At 25.6% G+C, this 19,920-nt stretch carries 25 protein-coding genes and 1 pseudogene; all 26 read right to left on the minus strand.

Annotation, left to right across the window (positions count from 1 at the left end; all coding sequences use genetic code 11):
- Window positions 1–40: 40 nt before the first annotated feature.
- Window positions 41–634: a gluzincin family metallopeptidase gene (locus CSGHG_RS03815; protein ID WP_010292851.1), complete on the minus strand. Its 594-nt coding sequence runs from the start codon at window positions 632–634 to the stop codon at window positions 41–43.
- On the minus strand, window positions 627–1,976 hold the full coding sequence (ctpM, locus tag CSGHG_RS03820) for a radical SAM/SPASM domain Clo7bot peptide maturase (protein WP_010292852.1): 1,350 nt from the start codon (window positions 1,974–1,976) through the stop codon (window positions 627–629). The genes CSGHG_RS03815 and ctpM overlap by 8 nt, the downstream gene beginning before the upstream one ends.
- Window positions 1,977–2,024: 48 nt before the next feature.
- Window positions 2,025–2,135, minus strand: coding sequence for a Clo7bot family Cys-rich peptide (locus tag CSGHG_RS23020; protein ID WP_147582084.1), 111 nt, complete (start codon window positions 2,133–2,135; stop codon window positions 2,025–2,027).
- A gap of 155 nt (window positions 2,136–2,290) precedes the next feature.
- The gene (locus CSGHG_RS23025) at window positions 2,291–2,428 is read right to left on the minus strand and encodes a Clo7bot family Cys-rich peptide (protein ID WP_147582086.1); all 138 of its coding nucleotides are present in this window, start codon (window positions 2,426–2,428) and stop codon (window positions 2,291–2,293) included.
- Between the two features lie 262 nt (window positions 2,429–2,690).
- Window positions 2,691–2,810 carry a Clo7bot family Cys-rich peptide gene (locus CSGHG_RS22460; RefSeq protein ID WP_081496222.1) on the minus strand — a complete coding sequence of 40 codons (120 nt, stop codon included), beginning with the start codon at window positions 2,808–2,810 and terminating at the stop codon, window positions 2,691–2,693.
- A gap of 42 nt (window positions 2,811–2,852) precedes the next feature.
- Window positions 2,853–2,990 carry a Clo7bot family Cys-rich peptide gene (locus CSGHG_RS22465; RefSeq protein ID WP_010292853.1) on the minus strand — a complete coding sequence of 46 codons (138 nt, stop codon included), beginning with the start codon at window positions 2,988–2,990 and terminating at the stop codon, window positions 2,853–2,855.
- A 152-nt stretch (window positions 2,991–3,142) separates the two neighbouring features.
- Window positions 3,143–3,259, minus strand: coding sequence for a Clo7bot family Cys-rich peptide (locus CSGHG_RS22470; protein WP_081496223.1), 117 nt, complete (start codon window positions 3,257–3,259; stop codon window positions 3,143–3,145).
- Window positions 3,260–3,472: 213 nt separating this feature from the next.
- The gene (locus CSGHG_RS22475; protein ID WP_081496224.1) at window positions 3,473–3,580 is read right to left on the minus strand and encodes a Clo7bot family Cys-rich peptide; all 108 of its coding nucleotides are present in this window, start codon (window positions 3,578–3,580) and stop codon (window positions 3,473–3,475) included.
- Between the two features lie 133 nt (window positions 3,581–3,713).
- Entirely contained in the window at window positions 3,714–3,845 is a 132-nt protein-coding gene (locus CSGHG_RS22480) for a Clo7bot family Cys-rich peptide (RefSeq protein WP_010292854.1), read from the minus strand.
- Window positions 3,846–3,883: 38 nt separating this feature from the next.
- Window positions 3,884–4,006, minus strand: coding sequence for a Clo7bot family Cys-rich peptide (locus CSGHG_RS22485; protein ID WP_010292855.1), 123 nt, complete (start codon window positions 4,004–4,006; stop codon window positions 3,884–3,886).
- 985 nt (window positions 4,007–4,991) lie between these two features.
- Window positions 4,992–5,248: pseudogene (locus tag CSGHG_RS25015) on the minus strand (LytR/AlgR family response regulator transcription factor).
- 35 nt (window positions 5,249–5,283) lie between these two features.
- A complete protein-coding gene (locus tag CSGHG_RS24100; RefSeq protein ID WP_235700105.1) occupies window positions 5,284–5,697 on the minus strand; it encodes a LytR/AlgR family response regulator transcription factor in 414 nt (137 codons plus the stop codon).
- Between the two features lie 481 nt (window positions 5,698–6,178).
- Window positions 6,179–7,162 carry an asparaginase gene (locus tag CSGHG_RS03855; RefSeq protein WP_010292856.1) on the minus strand — a complete coding sequence of 328 codons (984 nt, stop codon included), beginning with the start codon at window positions 7,160–7,162 and terminating at the stop codon, window positions 6,179–6,181.
- A gap of 431 nt (window positions 7,163–7,593) precedes the next feature.
- A complete protein-coding gene (gene spoIVA, locus CSGHG_RS03860) occupies window positions 7,594–9,069 on the minus strand; it encodes a stage IV sporulation protein A (protein ID WP_010292857.1) in 1,476 nt (491 codons plus the stop codon).
- A 305-nt stretch (window positions 9,070–9,374) separates the two neighbouring features.
- Window positions 9,375–10,235 (minus strand): 4Fe-4S binding protein, encoded by an 861-nt coding sequence (locus CSGHG_RS03865; protein ID WP_010292858.1) that lies wholly within the window; start codon window positions 10,233–10,235, stop codon window positions 9,375–9,377.
- On the minus strand, window positions 10,228–10,362 hold the full coding sequence (locus CSGHG_RS24545) for a CD1871A family CXXC motif-containing protein (RefSeq protein ID WP_010292859.1): 135 nt from the start codon (window positions 10,360–10,362) through the stop codon (window positions 10,228–10,230). The genes CSGHG_RS03865 and CSGHG_RS24545 overlap by 8 nt, the downstream gene beginning before the upstream one ends.
- An 85-nt stretch (window positions 10,363–10,447) precedes the next feature.
- Window positions 10,448–11,515: a TlpA disulfide reductase family protein gene (locus CSGHG_RS21705; protein ID WP_010292861.1), complete on the minus strand. Its 1,068-nt coding sequence runs from the start codon at window positions 11,513–11,515 to the stop codon at window positions 10,448–10,450.
- Window positions 11,516–11,707: 192 nt separating this feature from the next.
- Window positions 11,708–12,712, minus strand: coding sequence for an NAD(P)H-dependent glycerol-3-phosphate dehydrogenase (locus tag CSGHG_RS03880; RefSeq protein ID WP_010292865.1), 1,005 nt, complete (start codon window positions 12,710–12,712; stop codon window positions 11,708–11,710).
- A 283-nt stretch (window positions 12,713–12,995) separates the two neighbouring features.
- Entirely contained in the window at window positions 12,996–14,315 is a 1,320-nt protein-coding gene (gene der / locus CSGHG_RS03885) for a ribosome biogenesis GTPase Der (protein WP_010292867.1), read from the minus strand.
- A 1-nt stretch (window position 14,316) separates the two neighbouring features.
- Window positions 14,317–15,651: a DUF512 domain-containing protein gene (locus CSGHG_RS03890; protein ID WP_010292868.1), complete on the minus strand. Its 1,335-nt coding sequence runs from the start codon at window positions 15,649–15,651 to the stop codon at window positions 14,317–14,319.
- A gap of 519 nt (window positions 15,652–16,170) precedes the next feature.
- Complete coding sequence (locus CSGHG_RS03895; protein WP_010292869.1) at window positions 16,171–17,886, minus strand: HAMP domain-containing sensor histidine kinase; 1,716 nt, start codon at window positions 17,884–17,886, stop codon at window positions 16,171–16,173.
- Window positions 17,867–18,571 (minus strand): response regulator, encoded by a 705-nt coding sequence (locus CSGHG_RS03900; protein ID WP_010292870.1) that lies wholly within the window; start codon window positions 18,569–18,571, stop codon window positions 17,867–17,869. The genes CSGHG_RS03895 and CSGHG_RS03900 overlap by 20 nt, the downstream gene beginning before the upstream one ends.
- Before the next feature lie 7 nt (window positions 18,572–18,578).
- Window positions 18,579–18,704, minus strand: a complete 126-nt coding sequence (locus tag CSGHG_RS24825) for a laccase domain-containing protein (RefSeq protein ID WP_328284722.1) — start codon at window positions 18,702–18,704, stop codon at window positions 18,579–18,581.
- Window positions 18,676–19,035, minus strand: coding sequence for a purine nucleoside phosphorylase YfiH/LACC1 family protein (locus CSGHG_RS24830; RefSeq protein ID WP_328284730.1), 360 nt, complete (start codon window positions 19,033–19,035; stop codon window positions 18,676–18,678). The genes CSGHG_RS24825 and CSGHG_RS24830 overlap by 29 nt, the downstream gene beginning before the upstream one ends.
- Window positions 19,032–19,298: a hypothetical protein gene (locus CSGHG_RS24835; protein WP_328284723.1), complete on the minus strand. Its 267-nt coding sequence runs from the start codon at window positions 19,296–19,298 to the stop codon at window positions 19,032–19,034. The genes CSGHG_RS24830 and CSGHG_RS24835 overlap by 4 nt, the downstream gene beginning before the upstream one ends.
- Before the next feature lie 119 nt (window positions 19,299–19,417).
- Window positions 19,418–19,873 (minus strand): transcriptional regulator NrdR, encoded by a 456-nt coding sequence (nrdR, locus tag CSGHG_RS03910; protein WP_010292871.1) that lies wholly within the window; start codon window positions 19,871–19,873, stop codon window positions 19,418–19,420.
- Between the last annotated feature and the right edge of the window lie 47 nt (window positions 19,874–19,920).

Genomic DNA, 19,920 nt, shown 5'->3' on the forward strand with positions numbered 1-19,920 from the left:
ACCAATTCCAGAACTAATTTTCATAAATTTAATTGTATTTTTATTTTAATAAATTTAATAAGTTATCATTATTAAAAATCTCGCTTTGCTCAAAATTTTTAGTTTTTAAAGTTTTATCAACAATGCACTCTATTCCATATTTATCAATCAATTTAATAACTGTATATATTGATATGTGATAAATTTCATTATTATAGTAATCAATCTTATAAAAATTAAAATTCTCATTTATTTTAGGAACCTTATTTATATAAGAATTATGTTGATCAGCAAAGTACATAGCTAATCCTTCATTCAACCAAATTGGCAATTTAATTTGTGCTTTTGAATTTAATACTACATGAATAAATTCATGTAGTATTAAATTGTCAACAGTTTCATTATTTAACTTTCTCCACTTATCATGATCTAATATTAAAATTACATCATCAAAGCTTGTACCAATAACCCAATCTGGTACTTTATTTCCTATTATTTTTGATAATTCATCTAATCCATCTATAACATCTATAGTAACTTTATTATTAAAATGAAATATATTTCTTATATTCCTTATCCTATAATAAAAGTTAAAATAATCAGTCATATCTCTCAGCACCCTTAAATCTTTAATATCAAGATTAAGGTTATTCACAGCAACATCCCCTATCACACCCAACTTCATTGCTTTGATTATATGTTGCTATTATTGTTTCCTCTAAATTATATATCCATTTTTCACATTCTGGCTTTTCATTCATTGTTCCTTTATAAGGACACCCACCCATACATATTGGTAATATGCTACACTCTCTACATTCCTCATATTCAAAAGGTGACCATAATATATAATCCATATTGCGAGCATACATTTTTTCATCTACTTTAGTTTTAATTGTAGTCACATTTCCAACAGCCTTATCAATATTTCCAACATCATTCCAACATTTGTACATATATCCTTCTGCATCAACTACATAAGCTCCAACATTATCAGCACAACAGTAATTTGCTTTTATACTTGGATAAAATGGATATGCTCCCGAAACTTTATATCCTCTTTCAAATAAGATTTTCTGATACTTGCTATCACTTTTAGCATATTCTTCTGTATTTAAACAATTATTTGCTATACCATTGCAAGTATCTGTGTATGCAGTAACATGTCCTAAATTTACAATAACGTCTTTTAGACCATTTTCTTCTAATATATCTAATAATTCTTCAACATGATTAACATTTGTTTTATCTACATTTATTCTAATAGCTATATTTTTTATTCCACCATCTATAAGCTTTTTCACATTAGAAATTATTGTAGTAAAAGTTTCCTCATCTGAATTCTTTAATTTTCTTCTCTTATTATGAATACTAGGAGGTCCATCCACTGTAATTTGAGCTCCTGTTATTCTTGCTTTTTTCATATTTTCAATAGTTTCTTCATCTATTAAATATCCATTTGTTACAATATATGAGCTATATTTAACATTTTCTTTTTCGCATATATCTATAGCTCTTTTTGAAAAATCAAATATCATATCTTTAGCTAATAGTGGTTCTCCACCATACCATGTTATGCTTATACTATTTTTATTTTTTGCATTTTCTTCTATCATTTCCATTAAACTATCTTGAACCTCTTTAGTCATCATTCCTGATTTAGGAGTTTCATAACAATAAGGGCAAGCAAAATTACAAGCTAATGTAGGTGCAATAACTAATCCCAAAGATGAACTTGAAAATTTTCCATTATAATTTCTATACTTTAATAATTTTAATTCATCCATGTCATTATGAACTATATAATTTCCTTCAGACATATCCTCAATTAACTCTTTCATCTTTCCACTTAAGTTTTCAGTATCTATATTCTCAATATTTTCTAGTACATTTAAAAATTCATCTTCTACTTCTGCTAATGCACAAGTGACACTATTAAAAGCTATTGTTTTCCCATCTTCCAATTTAATAATCTTATTATATTTTGATTTTTTCATAACTCCTGCCCCCTAATATGTAATTTTTTATAATTAATTTATTTGTTTTTATATCATAGAATGATATATTTCGCAATTATTGCAATTTTCGCACACATTGCAATCTGAACAATAACAATACCAATTCATATTCTTTGATTTTTTTATTATATATTTCATGACCCCTCCTAATTCATTAATTTTATATAAATTGACTTCTCTTTTCATGTTACTATCACAAAAAGAGAAATCAATATTTAAATTAAATCCATTACTATTAATTTTATATATTTTAATGTAAACCACTAAAAAACTTATTTATATATAGGTATGATTTAGAAATTTAAGCTATATACTACACAAACATCAATACAACCATTTTCTAAACATACTTCTGCACAAGTTCGTTTAGGACAATTTTGACAAAGGCAATATCCATCTGCATTTTTTAATTTTCTTATTATATACCTCATAAACTCCTCCTATTTTCTTATTAACATATAAATTTAATTTTAATTATTAATAAAATCAATATTGCAAATTAACATATTATCACTAATTATATCTTTTAATATATAATCCTCAGATAAGTTTTAAATACCTTACTTAATATGCTAAACTTACAACTCATAAATTTGGAGTATATTTTAAAGTAAAATCCTATTATAAAATAATGTAGAACAAAATTACTTTTAATTTATAATAAAGTTAAAATTTAAGATTATAACAGATTATTTAATAATAATATGTCTTACATTGATTTCCACAATTTTCATGACAATCACTACAATTGCTGCAATAACAATATCCTAAACTATATCTTAATTCCTTCTTTCTATAAATTACATATTTCATGATAAAATCTCCAATCAAAACACTTGTTGTATTATTTTTGCATTAATCTCCATTAATTGGACAATCCACGACACAAACTCTTGTACAATTGTTTACACATACCTTGCTACAACCTTTATCTGAACATCCTATAACACAAAATCCATCTTTATAGTTCATATTTTTAATAATATATTTCATATGTCAACCCTCCCTTTTTATGCCCTTAAACTACGAATTATATGATATTTTTATAGCGCTTAACATATTTCTTAAAGCTATTGTTGTAATTTTCTGAATTTTATAGATAAACTTTTAATATTTATTTAATTTTTTAAGAACTTATATTCTTATTAATTAAATGCATATTGACATATAGTTTGTCCTACACAGTCATTTATACAATTTCCTGAACATATTAAACAATATCCTTTAGAAAATTTTTCAGCTGGTTTTTTCACATATTTCATAATTTCTCTCCCCTCATAGTATCTACTATATTGAGTTCTCCATATAGCCACTCTAAATTTTATAAACTCATCAAAGCTATGCTAATTTTTCTTAAAAAGTTATTCCCTATAAAAGAAGAAATTAAAGAATTTAATTTGAAATTTATCAACAAAACAGTTTTCTTATAAAATTCAATATAACAATTATCAATAAAATTACTATACTATTTTATATTACGTATAAATTCCACATCTACTAGCACATTTTAATGAACAATAATCGCACTGATCACAATAGCATAAACCATTTTCAAATTTTTTAGGCTTAATTATAAATTTCATATACTACTACCTCTACTATTCGTTATTTATGCTCTTAAAATTACTATATTTATATAAACTCTAATTACAAACTTAAATTAATAATTATGTTATACAATTGTTAAATGTTATATTTTACTTACTGTAATTAAAATTAATTACTTTCATTGTATGATGCGCAATAACCACATCCAGCTTGTTTAGAACAATCATTGTGACAATTTTCTGAACATGCATTACAAAAACCTAACACGTATTTTTCTGATGGTTTTCTTATAAATTTCATTTATTCCACCCCCCACTTAATCAATTTTGATATTTTTATTAACTATTACTACTCGGATCCATAATTATACATTGATCTGCACATCTGTTATCACAGTTTTTGTCACAAACTACACAATATCCTAATTGAAATTTGTTAGATGGCTTTTTTATAAATTTCATAAACTTCCCCTCCTTAACTTAATATAATTTTTTATATGAACATTGATGTTTCCTATTTGTTAACCTAACAAATCATAAAGCTAATTAAAAGAAAACTATCAATGTACAAAACTTAATTTAGAATGTCATCGTTTGCATTTTTAATAAGTACTAAAACATATAATTATTTGTTTTTAACACTTTAATATCTCTTATAAAGATATATTACTCTTATTTGTAAAGTACTTATCTTATACTGTTTAATTACAATTTTATTCAACAAATTCGTTTTAAATAAAATTTATTTTAGTTTTAATATATTTTCATCACCTAAAACATATTTTTACTTTAACCTTATATTACTTGTCCCACTTCTTTAAGTTTAACTTTAAAAAAATTGTATCATGATTCTATTTTTTTCAATATATTTGGTATGAATAATACTTATACTAGAATAAATAGATTTTTTTAATATTCGTCCATATTTTTGTCACATTTTGTCTACTTTTTATTGTATTTATTCATAATTTGATTAATTTTAATTATTTATGTTGCATTTAAAGTAAATATATAAGGATTTTAAAGTAAATTTCAAATATGAATGCATTGAAATTTAATCTTATCTCCCTATACTTGGTTTCGATATGACTTTCAATTATATGTTTATTAAGTTTTAAAAAATCACTTGTAATTACAATGATAATTACAAGTGATTTTAACTGATGGTATTTTACATATTAAAATCATTCTTATATTCTAAATAAATTTTATGAAATAATATAATATATTCATATCTAACATTTAATAGATAATTTAAACTATAGTTTCTTATTAAATTTAATTCTATAACTTTTAATTTATAAGAAGTATACTTAAAATAAAATTATTCTATTTAAATTCAACTATATTGATTAAATATCATCACCAAAAGTTAATACACTATTACTTATCCACTTTAAAACATGATTCTAATTTTAACATTTAACCTAATAATAGATAAATTAATTTAAATCCATATTGAATCCTCTAAAATTTTTGTTAATTTCTCTCTAAATTCTTTTAATCGGTATTTGCTTATAGGTATATAAGTATCATTAATTTTAATTATATTATCCTTTATTTCTTTTAATTTATTGAGATTGACTAAAAAACTTTTATGGCATCTAAAAAATTATATTCAGATAATTTTTCTTCAAATTTACTCAAAGTCATTTTAAGCATATATTCATTGTCTTCTGTGTGTATAGTAATCATTTTTTGCATTACTTCTATATACTCAATCTCATCTATATTTAAAATTATGATTTCGCCTTTATATTTAATAACCAATTTTTTTGTCTATTAATATTTTTAATACAATTTAATGTAACAATTTTAATAGTTTCATACCTTATAGGTTTCAATAAATATCTATATGCTCTTACTTCATACCCCTCATAAATATAATTATTAAACTTCGTTACAAATATTATTTCTACTGTGGAATCAAATTTTCTTATCTCTTTAGCCGCTTCTATTCCATTTATTTTTCCTACATTTATGTCTAAAAATATAATATTCATTCTTCTATAATTTTTCAAAAGTTCTTCTCCAGAATCAAACTCTAACAATTCATATTTAAACCCTGTTTCTCCAACAATTTTGTTTAAATATTTTTTTAAAGAGTTTCTTTGCGCAATATCACTTTCACAGATTCCTATACGAATGTACATAATACCCTCCCTTTTATTAGTTTTCAATATTATGGGCAAGTAACTTCTAGCTGCTAATAAAAAAGGTGATGATTTTCTTTTAATATATTTTTTAAACTTCTTTAATTTTTAAAATTTTACTAAAATAAACTTTTAAACTAAATATTATTTTTAAGAATCTGTTATTTGTTATTTTTTTAACATTTAATATCAATTAACGTTTTAATTCATATATTAATTTCTAATTATATTATAATCTTGACCTAAAACATTTACTATATTTAATATACTAATTTAAATTTTATTATAGCATAAATATTAGGCTTTTTTTTCACTTTTTACCTATTTTTAAAATAAAAATCATTTTATGTTAATATTTTTTACAAAATATACCTATATATTCCATTTTAAATTAAATATTATCTTAAAAATATAAAAAAATACAAAAACAGGTGTAATATCTTTATTTATATTACACCTATCTTATAAATATTTTTATATTCTAGTAATGTCCATTTTCAAATATTTTTCTTATCTCTGTTATATTTTTAGTTTTTCCTAATGCTATAATAAGTTTTATCCTAGCTTTTTGTCCTGGCATGCTATCTGCAAATATAACACCTGCATTTCTTAGGTCTTTTCCGCCACCTTCATAACCATAGCTATCTAAAACTCTACCTCTGTAACATCTAGTAACCATAACTACAGGTATACCTTTTTCTATAGCTTTTTTAACAGATGTAGCCATTTGAGGTGGCAAATTTCCTCTTCCTGTACCTTCTACAACTAACCCTTTCACACCACGCTCTACACAAAAATCTATATATTTTCCATCCATTCCAGCGCAAGCTTTAATTAATTCAACATCAGTTTCTATTTTATCAGTTCCTATGTAATCATGATCTAAACTTTCCCTATAGAAATGTGCTTCATTGTTGTCTACAATTCCTACTAAACCAAATTCTGGACTTTCAAATGTGTTAAGCTTCATTGAATGAGATTTAGTTACTTCACTTGCTGCATTAATTTCATCATTTAAGCAAACTAAAACACCTCTACCCCTTGCTTGATTAGATGTAGCTGTACATATAGATGCCGCTAAGTTGGCCGGACCATCATATCCAAGTTCTGAACTGTTTCTCATAGATCCAGTTATAACTATTGGTTTGTCACTCTTAATTGTTAAGTGTAGGAAATACGCTGTTTCTTCTAAAGTATCTGTTCCATGTGTGACAACAACACCATCAACATCTTCTCTTTTTAAAAAACCTTTTATATAATTAGATAATTCTAACATAAGTTCTGGTGTAACATGTGGGCTTGGCAACGATGAAAAGTTATATGATTCTACTTCCGCATGAGATTCAATTCCAGTAACCATAGACATTATTTCCTCACCATTTAAAGTTGGAACTGCTGCCTTAATTCTTTCATCTACCTTCATTGATATTGTGCCACCATTAAAAATAACAACTACTTTTTTCATGTGTATATACCTCCTAATTACTATCACGTCTAATCATTCATTTATGGATTTTGTTCCATTAATCAAATAATATGTTTAATCCAATGAAATTTTGAAAGGATTTATTTATTTTCATCTCATATAATTTACAAAAATTTAATTTTAAGTTTAAACTCTTTCAATAAATATTTTACAACATTTTTATTTTTTTTAAAGTGTTTATTTTTAAAAAAGAAGATTTTAAATTTTTATACTATTAATAGTTGCTATTCATTTTTTTCTCAATAATTATTTCAATTTATTCTTTCCATTACACCAACATAAGAATTCAAGCCAAATCTACTAACAATTATGATTTTTTTCTTGCAACAATGTGCTATTATTGCAAAATTTAAAATGGAGTGATTTTTAAATTCACTCCATTTATACCAATTTATACATTTATTTTTTTATTACAATATTATGCAGATTAACCCTCCACTTCCTTCATTTATAATTTTTTGAAGAGTTCGTTGCAATTTATTTTGAACATCATCCGGCATTTTATATAATTTGCTTTGAAGACCCTCTTTAACTATTTCCTCTAATGGCTTTCCAAACATATTACTTTGCCATATTTGGGATGGGTCATTCTCAAATTGATCTAAAATAGCCTTATAAAAATCTTCACTTTGTTTTTCAGTACCAACTATAGGAACTTCTGTTTCCACATCTGCCCTTATAATATGCAAAGAAGGCGCTGAAGCTTTTAATTTTATGCCCTTTCTAGCTCCACTATTTATAAGCTCTGGAACCTCTAGCTTCATTTCTGATAACTGCGGAGCTACCAATCCGTATCCTGTATTATTAACATCAATTAGCGCATCTTTTATTTTATCGTACTCAACTTTAGCCTTATAGAAACTTTCCATCATTTTTAATAATTGACTTTCATTTTCTATATCTATGCTACAAGTTTCACCTAAAATTTTATAAAATAATTCTTTCTTAGGTAATATATCTAACCTTGAAGTTCCATCACCCATTTTCATTTCTTTAATTTTTATTGCAGATAAATTCTCTAATCCATCAAGGTTTTCTAAAATTTTTGTAATATCTCTAACTTTTGTTATTTCTCCACTCATGTCTTTTAAAGCACTCATTATATTAACCTTTAACCAATGTTTACTATCTAATTCTTCTATCCATTGTGGCATGTCTATGTTAATTTCTTTAACTGGGAATTCTTTAAGTACATTGCTGAATATGTCTGATACACCCTCTTTATCCAACTCCATAACATTTACTAATTGCACTGGAATATCATATTTTTTTTCCATTTCTTTACGAAGATTTTTACTTTCTTCTGTATTTACATCTTTGCAATTACATAATATTATAAAAGGTTTATTTATAGATTTTAATTCAGATATAACTCTTTCTTCAGCTTCAACATACTCTTCTCTATCTAATCCTGCAATAGAACCATCTGTAGTCATAACTATGCCTATTGTTGAATGATCATTTATTACCTTTTTAGTACCTATTTCTGCTGCTTCCTCAAAAGGAATCTCATAATCAAACCAAGGTGTATTTACCATTTTAGGGCCTTGTTCTTCATTATATCCTAATGCATTTTTAACTATATACCCAACACAATCTACCATTCTAACTTTAAATAAAGCTCCATTTTCCAATTTGATTTCTATTGCCTCATTAGGTACAAACTTAGGTTCTGTCGTATGAATAGATTTTCCTGAACCACTTTGTGGTAATTCATCCTTTGCTCTTTCTTTCTTATGTTCATTTTCTATGTTAGGTATAACCATCATTTCCATAAATCTCTTTATGAAAGTTGACTTTCCAGTCCTAACTGGTCCTACTACCCCAACATATATATCCCCTTGTGTTCTTTCGGCTATATCATTGTATATATTAAAATTTTCCAAGTTTCACCCTCCCACAACTTAATATTGACACTATATATATATTAGAAAAATAAAACTAATATACCATTTTGATGAAAATTACTTTTAATCAATATTTATTAATGTAATAAAATGAGCTCCTATTTAAATTTATTCAATAACTTTAAAATATTTTTATACAAAAGGTAGTATTTAGTTATACGCACTTTAGATTACTTCTTATATTTTTGGTGTCCAAGTTTTAAAATTTATAACTTTTAATTCATCCTATATTCTATACATAGATAGTGAAAATCAGAATAAAATAAAAAATAACCATAAAAGAGTTACTCTCTTTTATGGTTATTTTTTATTAAAGGTAAATCAAACCCTTTAGTTATAGCTCCTTTACTACATGCCTTAGCACATTCTCCACATCTTATACATTCTAAACTATTAGGATTTTTATATACTTCTATATTTAATTTGCACTTTCTCATACATTTTTTACACATTGTACACTTATCTTTATTAATATTCAACTTATAAAAACTTATAGGATTAAACAATGAATATATTGCTCCTAATGGACAAATATATCTACAAAATGGTCTATATACAACTATAGATAAAAGTATGGTTATAATTAGTATAAATATTTTCCATTTAAACAAAAATCCTATAGTTCCTCTTAATGATACATTCATTATAGTTAAAGGTATACCGGCCTCTAATGTTCCTGCTGGACATATAAGTTTACAAAAGTAAGGACTTCCTATACCTACATCATCAACTAAAAACATAGGCATAATTATTACAAACACTACTAATATTATATACTTTAAGTATTTCAAAACACCATTAACTTTTTTATTGACATTAATCTTTTTAGATGGTATTTTATATAACAAATCTTGTATTAATCCAAAGGGACATATGAACCCACAAATAAGCCTTCCAAATATGACTCCAAACAGAGTTATTAAACCAATAGTATAATACGCCACATTATACTTCAACGATCCTATAGTAGCCTGTAGTGACCCTATAGGGCATGATCCTAAGGATCCTGGACATGAATAACAATTTAAACCTGGAACACAAGTCTTTTTTAAATTTCCCTTATATATATGACCTTCAAAAAAACCTTTAAAATATCCATTACTAACCATAGCTGAAATCACTTGTGTAATTCTTCTCTTATCCAATACCTATACACTCCAAACATATATTTATAGCTTTTTGAAGAACGATACTAACTTCTCCTCTATAAATTCCAAATAAAATAAATCCTATAGCCATAAATAAAGTACAATATGTTATAAACTTTTTCACTTTAATCACCACACCTTAATTTAAAATAGAATTTAATATTATACATTTTTAAATTAAGGCAACAACTGTTACCTTAATTTAGTTATTATTTTAAAAATTCATCTATAATTTTTTTATACTCATCTTTTTCTTTACCACCAATTATTGGTTCACCAACTATTTTCCCTTCATTATCAACTAAAATAGTTGTAGGAGTTCCCACTATATCTTTTAAAACTCCATTTTTTAAACTATCATCAGGAATTATATTGACATATGTAACTGCTTTTTTGGCTAATATATCTTTAGCTCTTTTAGCTGTTTCATCATCTTTAGCATCATTTACTATGCCTAAAATATTAACACCCTTATCTTTATACTCATTATATAAATCTTCAAAAACTGGCATTTCTGCTACACAAGGTCCGCATTCAGTTCCCCATATATTTACAACTGTTATTTTATGTTGTGAGAATAATTTAGAATCTACCTTATTTCCATTGGTATCCTTTGTATCAAATTCTATTTTATTATTACCTTTAATTTTATTAACTTCATCTTTAGGTGTCACAATATCTATAATCTTTATACTATTTTTTATATTTTCTGCCTCTTCTAAATAAGTATTATACTCTTTTTTCTCTGCATCACTTAAACCTTTTAGATATTCATCCTTAGCTCCATAAACTAAGTAGTATTCTATACCATCTTGAGCTCCTACTTTTACACTATTTTTATATTTTTCCTCTATATCTTTTAAAGTGTTTTCTTTAGCTTTATCTTTCTCTATTCCTACAATTTCAAATAATGGTTTAAAACTTTCCTCAAATAATTTCATATATTCTTCATCTAAATTTTCACCATTTGATTTTTCTCCTAATTCTCCAAGCTTTTTAAAAGCACTATCACTTATATAATTTCCTATTAGTTTTCCATAGGTACCTTGTCCATCATTACCTATTCCTAAAAAGTCAACTACACCTTTTCCTTCTATTTTTTCATTAAAGTCTTTTGGCTTTTTAAAAGATATACCTAACTCACTAATTTTGAATTCATTATCTTCTTTTTGTTCTACTTGACTTTTATTTGAATTATTTTTTACGCTATTACCGCATCCTATCATTCCTAATGGTATAATAGTTGCTATTAATAAAATTATCATTTTCTTTTTCATAGTTTAACATCTCCTAAAACTTATATTGTTTTTAATTTACATCTTAAATTATATTCATGCTAACTTACATAAAAATAAAACAAGCCTTAAATAAACCTTAAAAATATTAACTAATAAAAAAACACCCTAAAAGTTTTAATACTTTTAAAGTGTTTTCCATATAATGTATTAATTTCAAATTTTATTTTGCCATTATTCGTATATGCCATTTTCTCTCTTTTTATTTCTTGACATAAGCTCATAAACTCCATATTTAGGATCTTTATTTTCAAATAAAACTTTATATAAAACATCTGTTATTGGCATAGTAATATTTTCTTTTTCCTTTAACTCATAAAATGCTTTACAAGCTTTTATCCCTTCAACAACCATACCAACATTTTCAACTGCTTCATCCATAGACATACCTTTACCTATTAATATTCCAGCTCTCCTATTTCTACTATGGACACTTGTACAAGTAACTATAAGATCTCCAAAACCTGTAAGTCCATTAAATGTTTCTGGCTTTCCTCCAAGTTTTATTCCTATTTTCATTATTTCATGCATTCCTCTAGTCATTAATGCTGCTTTAGCATTATCACCATACCCTATACCATCTGATATACCTGCTGCTAATGCTATAATATTTTTGCAAGCTCCTCCAATTTCTACACCAATTAAATCATCATTAGTATAAACTCTAAACTTGCTAGACATAAAAATATCCTGTACCTTTTCAGCTGCATCCATATTCAATGATGAAACTACAACTGTAGTCGGTATATCCACTGCAACTTCTTCAGCATGAGATGGACCTGATAAAACTACTACAGCAGCATGTTTAATCTCTTCCTCTATTATTTCAGACATTCTTTTCAAAGTACCATTTTCTAAGCCCTTAGCAACGGTAACAATTATTTGATTTTTATTTACAACAGTTGATAACTGTTTACTTATATTTCTTATAGCATGAGATGGAACAGCCAAAACTATTATACTACTATCTTTGACAGCACCTTCCATATCATTATATCCAATCATATTGCTTGGAATTGTAACATTGGGTAAATATTTTATATTTTCTCTTTTTTTATTTATATCTTCAATTGTCTCTTTTTTATGAGCCCATATAGAAACTTCTACACCTTTTTTTGCTAACATAACACCTAGTGCGCTTCCAAAACTTCCAGCTCCTAATATAGATACCTTTTCCAAATAAAACACCTCCCATTATTCTTAATACCTATATAGTAATTATATACAAATTCTATTTATTTACAAATATAATTTTCTCTTTATACACCAAGAACTGTGATTTTCAATCACAGTTCTTATATTAAGGTATAATCAAATAAATAATAAATCTGTGTTCTCACCTATTCGTCACGAATACTTAGTTGACAAAATCCATACATAATCCTACTATGACTGAATTTCATATTCTTGTTTCATGACAAATATATTTTAAATCTTTGACATCTTATTTATTTTAATATGCTTAATCTTCTTTTCTTTGTCTAAATATTAATTTTATACCTGTACCTTTAAACTCAAAATTCTCTCTTAATTGATTTTCTAAATACCTTTCATAAGAGAAATGTAATAAGTTAGGGTCATTCACAAAGAATATAAATGTTGGAGGTTTCGTTCCAACTTGAGTTGCATAAAATATTTTTAGTCTTCTTAATGCTACTATTGGAGGTTCTTTCATAAGTACCGCTCTACTTATAACATCATTTAACACTCCAGTTGCTACCCTCTTGCTATAGCTATCATAACACTCTTTAGCCATTTGTAATACTTTATTAACTCTTTGACCTGTTTTAGCTGATATAAATAGATATGGAGCATAATTCATAAATGATAATCCCTTAGCAATATTATTTTGGAATTCTTTCATAGTTTTATCATCTTTTTCAATCAAATCCCATTTGTTAACTATAACCATTATTGCTTTATTTAATTCATGAGCATATCCAACTATCTTTTCATCTTGATCACTCAAGCCTTCTGTTGCATCTATCATTAAAATACAAACATCTGCTCTCTCTATTGCAGTAAGAGTTCTTACAACACTATATCTTTCAATTTCCTCTTTAACTTTACTCTTTCTTCTTAATCCAGCTGTATCTATTAAAGTAAATTTACCTTCATTAGTCTCTACTTTGCTATCAATTGCATCTCTAGTAGTTCCTGGAATATTACTTACTATATTTCTATCTTCACCTATTATTTTATTAATTAAAGAAGATTTGCCTACATTAGGCTTTCCTATCATTGCTATTTTTATATCTTCTTCTTCTTCTTCATTTGCATCATCATAGTTAAAGTGTTTAACTACTTCATCTAACATATCACCAAGGCCTAATCCTTGTGATGCTGATATTGTTACTGGATTTCCAATACCTAAGTTATAGAACTCATATGCATTATCTTCTTGTTCTATTCTATCTACCTTATTTACAACTAATACTATAGGCTTCTTACTTTTTCTTAGCATTTGAGCTACTTCATGGTCTGATGGATGAAGTCCAGCTTTTCCATCAACTATAAACACTATTACATCAGCAGTTTCTATAGCTATGTTTGCCTGTCTTCTCATTTGACTCATTATTATATCTTCATTAGTAGGCTCAATTCCACCTGTGTCAATAATCGTAAAATTATGATTTAGCCATTCAGCCTCAGCATATATTCTATCTCTAGTGACTCCTGGTGTATCTTGAACTATAGCAATTCTTTTTCCAGCCAACTTATTAAATAACGTAGATTTACCTACGTTTGGTCTTCCAACTATTGCAACTATTGGTTTTCCCATCTTAATCCTCCTCCAAATTTTTGTTTATTATGCTTATTAAATCATCCCCAGCATAATCACAAATTAGTATTTTTCTTTTTAAAATCTTTTCTAAATCAGAAACTTTATAATCATCTAAAAGTAATCCTTCTTTTTCTTCACCTAATTCATATCCTCTTTTTAACATATTATTAGGCATTATTAAGTAATCGCCTAAATCATGTTCTTTTACAGTATTTATTATATTCTTACCTGTCAATAGTCCAGCTACTGTAATAGTTTTCCCAAAATATTCATTTTCAACAGCTATCACATTTATTTTTATTTTAGGATTAGCATCCATAATTTCTTTTGCTGCCTCTTTTATAAATTTTTCAGCTGAAACACCTGTAATCATAGAAATATTTCCTGATATATTCAAATCAAGGTTACCTATTGTGTTTGATATAGTTTCCCTTAGCATTCTTATCATACCAATTCCATCTTCTAATTGTTCATAAGATCCATAATGCTCATTACTTGGAATATCTTCCTCTGCCATAACATAAAATTCATCTGACAGCCTTACAAAAGGATCTCCACTTAATTTTACATATTTACTTTGTAACTGTGATACATCTTTTATTAATTCCTTAGAACTGCTTTTATCAAAAAGCTCTAATTCTTTAAGATTTTTTCTAAATTTAGTCACACCTAAAGGAACTACTGCTAAATTCTGTACACTCGGATACAAATTATATAAATCTTCTATTGTTTTTACAAGCTCTTCTTTATCATTAATTCCTTTGCAACAAACTACTTGGGTATTGATTTTTATGTCAGCATCTGAAAGTTTTTTTAATATGTCGTAAATATTCCCTGCAAACCTATTGTTTAACATTTTAACCCTAAGCTCCGGGTTAGTTGTATGTACTGATACATTTATAGGACTAATTCTATATTTTATTATCCTATCTATATCTTCATCTTTCATATTAGTTAAAGTTAAAAAATTTCCTTGTAAAAAAGATAGTCTTGAATCATCATCTTTGAAATATAAAGTTTCTCTCATTCCTTCTGGAAGTTGATCTATAAAACAAAATATGCATTTATTATGACAACTCATAGGTTTATCCAAAATTGCTTCTTTAAATATTATACCTAAATCTTCATCATACTCTTTTTCTATTTCAAATTCCCAAATTTCTCCATTTGGTTTTTCAACTTCTATTTCCAAGTATTCATCAGTAATTAGAAATTTGTAATCTATAATATCTTTTACTTCATTTCCATTGATACTTAAAAGCTTATCACCTGTTTCAATTTCTACTTCTTCAGCTATACTATTAGGAAGAACTTTTGAGATTATATTTTTCATTTAGATTCCTCCTTTTTCTACTTTTTTATACTGTATACATTATGTTATATTATATTAATTACTGTTATTAGTCAATATACATTAACAGTTAAAACTTTCTTAAATAGTGTTTTAAATATTATGTTTATCTTAAATTTATTTATACTTATATTTTAATTTTACCCACTTTAATAAGATAATAAAATAAATTTTAAAATCCTATTATTTTAAAATTTATTTTCATATTTAAATTTTAATTATACAATTAAGTATTTTACTTCATGGAAACTAAAAATACATATTGTAATAATAAAATTTAAACAATTTAAATTTTTATTTTCTTTAATTATCATATATTATTCTTATTTTATATATATGATTTCAAATACCTATATTACAAAAAATAGTCTCAAAATAAAAATAAAATCTTATTTTGAGACATAAATTATATTTAGGAGATAATTATCATTATTTTTAGTGTTCTATAATAACACTTTATAATTACTATAGTACACTAGTTTGTAACTATTTTCAAATATTTCACATTTTTTCATAAGGTATCCATATTTGAAATTTGGTACCTTTCCCCAAATTACTTTCAACTTGTATATTTGCATCAAACTTTAATGCTATATGTTTAACTATAGCCAATCCTAATCCTGTTCCTCCACTGGACCTTGATCTGTCTTTATCTACACGATAGAATCTTTCAAATAATCGTGGTAAATGTTCACTAGCTATTCCAACTCCATCATCTTCTACTTCAATTATGCATCCATTTTTTTCATTCTTAGTTCTTATTACCACATTATTTCCCTCTGAATATTTTATTGCATTATCAACTAAATTTATTATCATTTGTTTTAGTTTATCTTTTTCTGCCACAACTATATTTAATTGATTAATTTCCATATTTAAATTCATATTTTTTGTTTGAGCAAAATTTTTCATAAGTTCATAAACATTTTCTATTACAACATTTACATCTACTTGTTCTAATTTTAAATCTATCTGTCTTTCTATATCTGATAAAATCAATATATCTGATATTAATGTTGTTAATCTATCACTTTCTTCTTCTATAATTCCTAAAAATTTATTTCTTGTTTCTTCATCTTCTACATATTTCAAAGTCTCTGTAAATCCTTTTATAGAAGTAAGTGGTGTTTTTAATTCATGGGATACATTTGCTACAAATTCACTTCTTACATTCTCTAACCTTTTTACATCGGTGACATCTTGTATTACTGCAACTTTTCCAATATGTTGACTTCTATTTATGATTTCAGCAGTTCTCACTCTAAGGTATGTCTCATTTGAAATTTCTATTTTTATTTCCTTATAATTTTTATCTAAATCTTCAAATAACATATTCATGTCAAAATCTTTACATATATTATTTATGTTCTCTCCTATAACATCTCTGTCTATATTAAATATTTTTTTAGTATATGCATTGAGCATTATAACTTTATTATTTATATCTATAGCAATTAATCCACTATCCATACTTTGTAGTATTGCTGAAAGTCTATTTTGTTTTTCTTTAACTTCATTTAACGTGAATTCCAATTTATTAGCCATTCCATTAAAGCATTGCCCTAGCTTGCCAATTTCATCATTTGTAGTTATTTTTACTCTTCTATCTAATTCTCCATCTGCAATCATTGATGTTATCTTTTGAAGGTCACTTATAGGTTTTGCTATTACATAAGAAAGTTTAGATGCTATCCATACGGAAAAAATCAATGTTGTAATTACAAGTGCTACATATAATGCTATATATGCTCTATCAACATTTTCCACTATTTTATCTAACCTTGATATCCTTACTATATGATTTTCGTATTTTTTAGCATAATATATTGTGTCTGAATTTAAATGATTACTCCTTCTTATCAAAAAACTTTCACCATATTTATAAGCCCTATTAACTTCTTCTTTTTTGTCATAATTGTTATCTTTTACTGAATCATAAATTAAAGTTAAATCATTTTTTAAAATTGTTACTCTTATTTCTTCATTTTCTAGTTCTCTAATAAAATCTATCTTATCCTTTTCCCTTATATCTCTTTCTATTAATCCATTTATGGCATTGGCATATATTTTAAAAGTTTCTTTTGCATTTTCCTGCCTTTGATAATCTAAAACATTTAAAAACAATATAGTAACTAATATTAATACTGAAACTATAGCTCCAAGTATAAAAACTGTTATTTTTCTTTTCATAGATCCATTAGATTTCATTTTTTTCATAATTAAATCTATATCCTATTCCTCTTATAGTTTGAATATATTTAGGATTTTTATCATCTTTCTCTATCTTCTGTCTTAAGTGTCTTATATGAACATCTACTGTTCTAGTTTCTCCAACATATTCATAACCCCAAATTTTATCAAGTAACACCTCTCTAGTTACTACCTTACCTTCATTTTTTATAAGAATCTCAAGCAACTCAAATTCTTTAAGAGTTAATTCAATTCTTTGTCCATCTATTTTTACTTCATGCTTATCAAAATTAATAGTAATATTATCAAATTTAAAATTAGAATTATCCTTCTTGCTTCCTGTTCGTCTTAATATAGCTTTTACTCTAGCAACTAATTCTCTTACTGAAAATGGTTTAGTAATATAATCATCTGCACCTAATTCTAATCCTAATATTTTATCTATTTCTTCACCTTTAGCAGTTATCATTATTATAGGTATTTCACAAATTTCTGGATCTTTTCTAATAATCCTACATACCTCTAATCCATCAATTCCAGGTAACATAAGATCTAATAATATTAAGTCTGGGTGATTTTCTTTTACATATTTCAATGCTAAATCACCAGTGTTAGCTGTAATTACATTACAACCTTCCTTTTTTAAATTAAATTTTATAAGTTCTAATATATGTTCTTCATCATCAACAACTAAAATTTTTTTTTCCGCCATAAAATTGCTATTTCATATATACAAATGAAAATAGCCTACCCTCCCTCTCATCTATTTTTCTATAAGAGTATAATTTATACTTCTTACAGCAATAAGTACAAAGTTTAATTGTATTTATATTTTCTTTTTTCACTCCTATTAAATCCAATTGAGTAAAAAATGCATTTTTCTAAATCTAAATATCTTCCTTGATTTATATTTATGTTTTTATAAATATCTACCTCTTTAAATTTTTCAATAAGTTCCTCACTAACTTCATAACAACATGATCTGTTATGTGGTCCTATATATACATTTAAATCTTTAGGATTTATATTATAATCTTTTATCATCTTATTTATAGTTTTTAATACTATTTTTTCATATGTACCTTTCCACCCACTATGTATAGCAGCTATAACTTTCTCTTTATTATCTACAATAATAACAGGAACACAATCAGCTGTAAATATCCCTATTCCTATATTTTTTTGTTAGTTATAATACTATCTCCATCTAATCCTTTTATAGATTTTTCATTATAACTATATATTATATCACTATGAATTTGATTTAAGTATTCTAAATTATCTAACTTGAAAAATTTCTTTACTTTATCTAAATTTTCTAAACCTACTTTTAAATTTTTATTTAAATTTAATCCTTGTTTTGCAGTGGAAAATATTATTTCTGCACAGTCATTTTGAAAAGCTAAGAATTCATAACCATTCATATTTTTAATTTCCATTTTATCTTCCCCCTTTTTCTAAAAACTATAAAACTATATTAAAATAAAATACATTCAAATTACGTATTGAGTTTAAATTCCCATATATAAAAATAAAACACTACAAAAATTATAGTGTTTTATTTTAAATTTCTTAATTTATCAATTTCCTGAATAAAAGTATCTATATCATCAAACTGCCTATATACAGATGCAAATCTAACATATGCAACTTCATCTATATACTTTAATTTTTCAAGAACCATTTCTCCCAATTCTTCGGATTTTATTTCTACCATCATTTTATTATTTAAACTTTTCTCTATATCATTAGCTATATCTTCTATAATAGCCCTTGTTACTGGTCTCTTTTGACAAGCAGTAACTATACCTCTTATTAACTTTTCTCTATTAAAAAATTCCCTATGTTGGCCTCTTTTAATTACTAATATAGGCATTTCTTCTATTTTTTCATATGTAGTATACCTTTTATTACAAGAAAGACATTCTCTTCTTCTTCTTATAGCCAAATTATCCTCAGTTGATCTAGAATCTACAACTTTACTGTCTTCGCTACTACAAAATGGACATCTCACATCAATTCACTACTTTCCTAAAGAATTTATTATATTCTTATTATACA

Source organism: Clostridium senegalense JC122 (assembly GCF_000285575.1).
Taxonomy (GTDB): Bacteria; Bacillota; Clostridia; order Clostridiales; family Clostridiaceae; genus Clostridium_J; species Clostridium_J senegalense.

Bases quoted from the DNA above. Each gene is read 5' to 3' on its own strand.
- ctpM (WP_010292852.1), bottom strand. From the start codon at position 1,976: ATGAAAAAATCAAAATATAATAAGATTATTAAATTGGAAGATGGGAAA.
- CSGHG_RS23020 (WP_147582084.1), bottom strand. From the start codon at position 2,135: ATGAAATATATAATAAAAAAATCAAAGAATATGAATTGGTATTGTTAT.
- CSGHG_RS23025 (WP_147582086.1), bottom strand. From the start codon at position 2,428: ATGAGGTATATAATAAGAAAATTAAAAAATGCAGATGGATATTGCCTT.
- CSGHG_RS22460 (WP_081496222.1), bottom strand. From the start codon at position 2,810: ATGAAATATGTAATTTATAGAAAGAAGGAATTAAGATATAGTTTAGGA.
- CSGHG_RS22465 (WP_010292853.1), bottom strand. From the start codon at position 2,990: ATGAAATATATTATTAAAAATATGAACTATAAAGATGGATTTTGTGTT.
- CSGHG_RS22470 (WP_081496223.1), bottom strand. From the start codon at position 3,259: ATGAAATATGTGAAAAAACCAGCTGAAAAATTTTCTAAAGGATATTGT.
- CSGHG_RS22475 (WP_081496224.1), bottom strand. From the start codon at position 3,580: ATGAAATTTATAATTAAGCCTAAAAAATTTGAAAATGGTTTATGCTAT.
- CSGHG_RS22480 (WP_010292854.1), bottom strand. From the start codon at position 3,845: ATGAAATTTATAAGAAAACCATCAGAAAAATACGTGTTAGGTTTTTGT.
- CSGHG_RS22485 (WP_010292855.1), bottom strand. From the start codon at position 4,006: ATGAAATTTATAAAAAAGCCATCTAACAAATTTCAATTAGGATATTGT.
- CSGHG_RS24100 (WP_235700105.1), bottom strand. From the start codon at position 5,697: ATGTACATTCGTATAGGAATCTGTGAAAGTGATATTGCGCAAAGAAAC.
- CSGHG_RS03855 (WP_010292856.1), bottom strand. From the start codon at position 7,162: ATGAAAAAAGTAGTTGTTATTTTTAATGGTGGCACAATATCAATGAAG.
- CSGHG_RS21705 (WP_010292861.1), bottom strand. From the start codon at position 11,515: ATGAAAAAGAAAATGATAATTTTATTAATAGCAACTATTATACCATTA.
- der (WP_010292867.1), bottom strand. From the start codon at position 14,315: ATGGGAAAACCAATAGTTGCAATAGTTGGAAGACCAAACGTAGGTAAA.
- CSGHG_RS03890 (WP_010292868.1), bottom strand. From the start codon at position 15,651: ATGAAAAATATAATCTCAAAAGTTCTTCCTAATAGTATAGCTGAAGAA.
- CSGHG_RS03895 (WP_010292869.1), bottom strand. From the start codon at position 17,886: ATGAAAAAAATGAAATCTAATGGATCTATGAAAAGAAAAATAACAGTT.
- CSGHG_RS03900 (WP_010292870.1), bottom strand. From the start codon at position 18,571: ATGGCGGAAAAAAAAATTTTAGTTGTTGATGATGAAGAACATATATTA.
- CSGHG_RS24835 (WP_328284723.1), bottom strand. From the start codon at position 19,298: ATGGAAATTAAAAATATGAATGGTTATGAATTCTTAGCTTTTCAAAAT.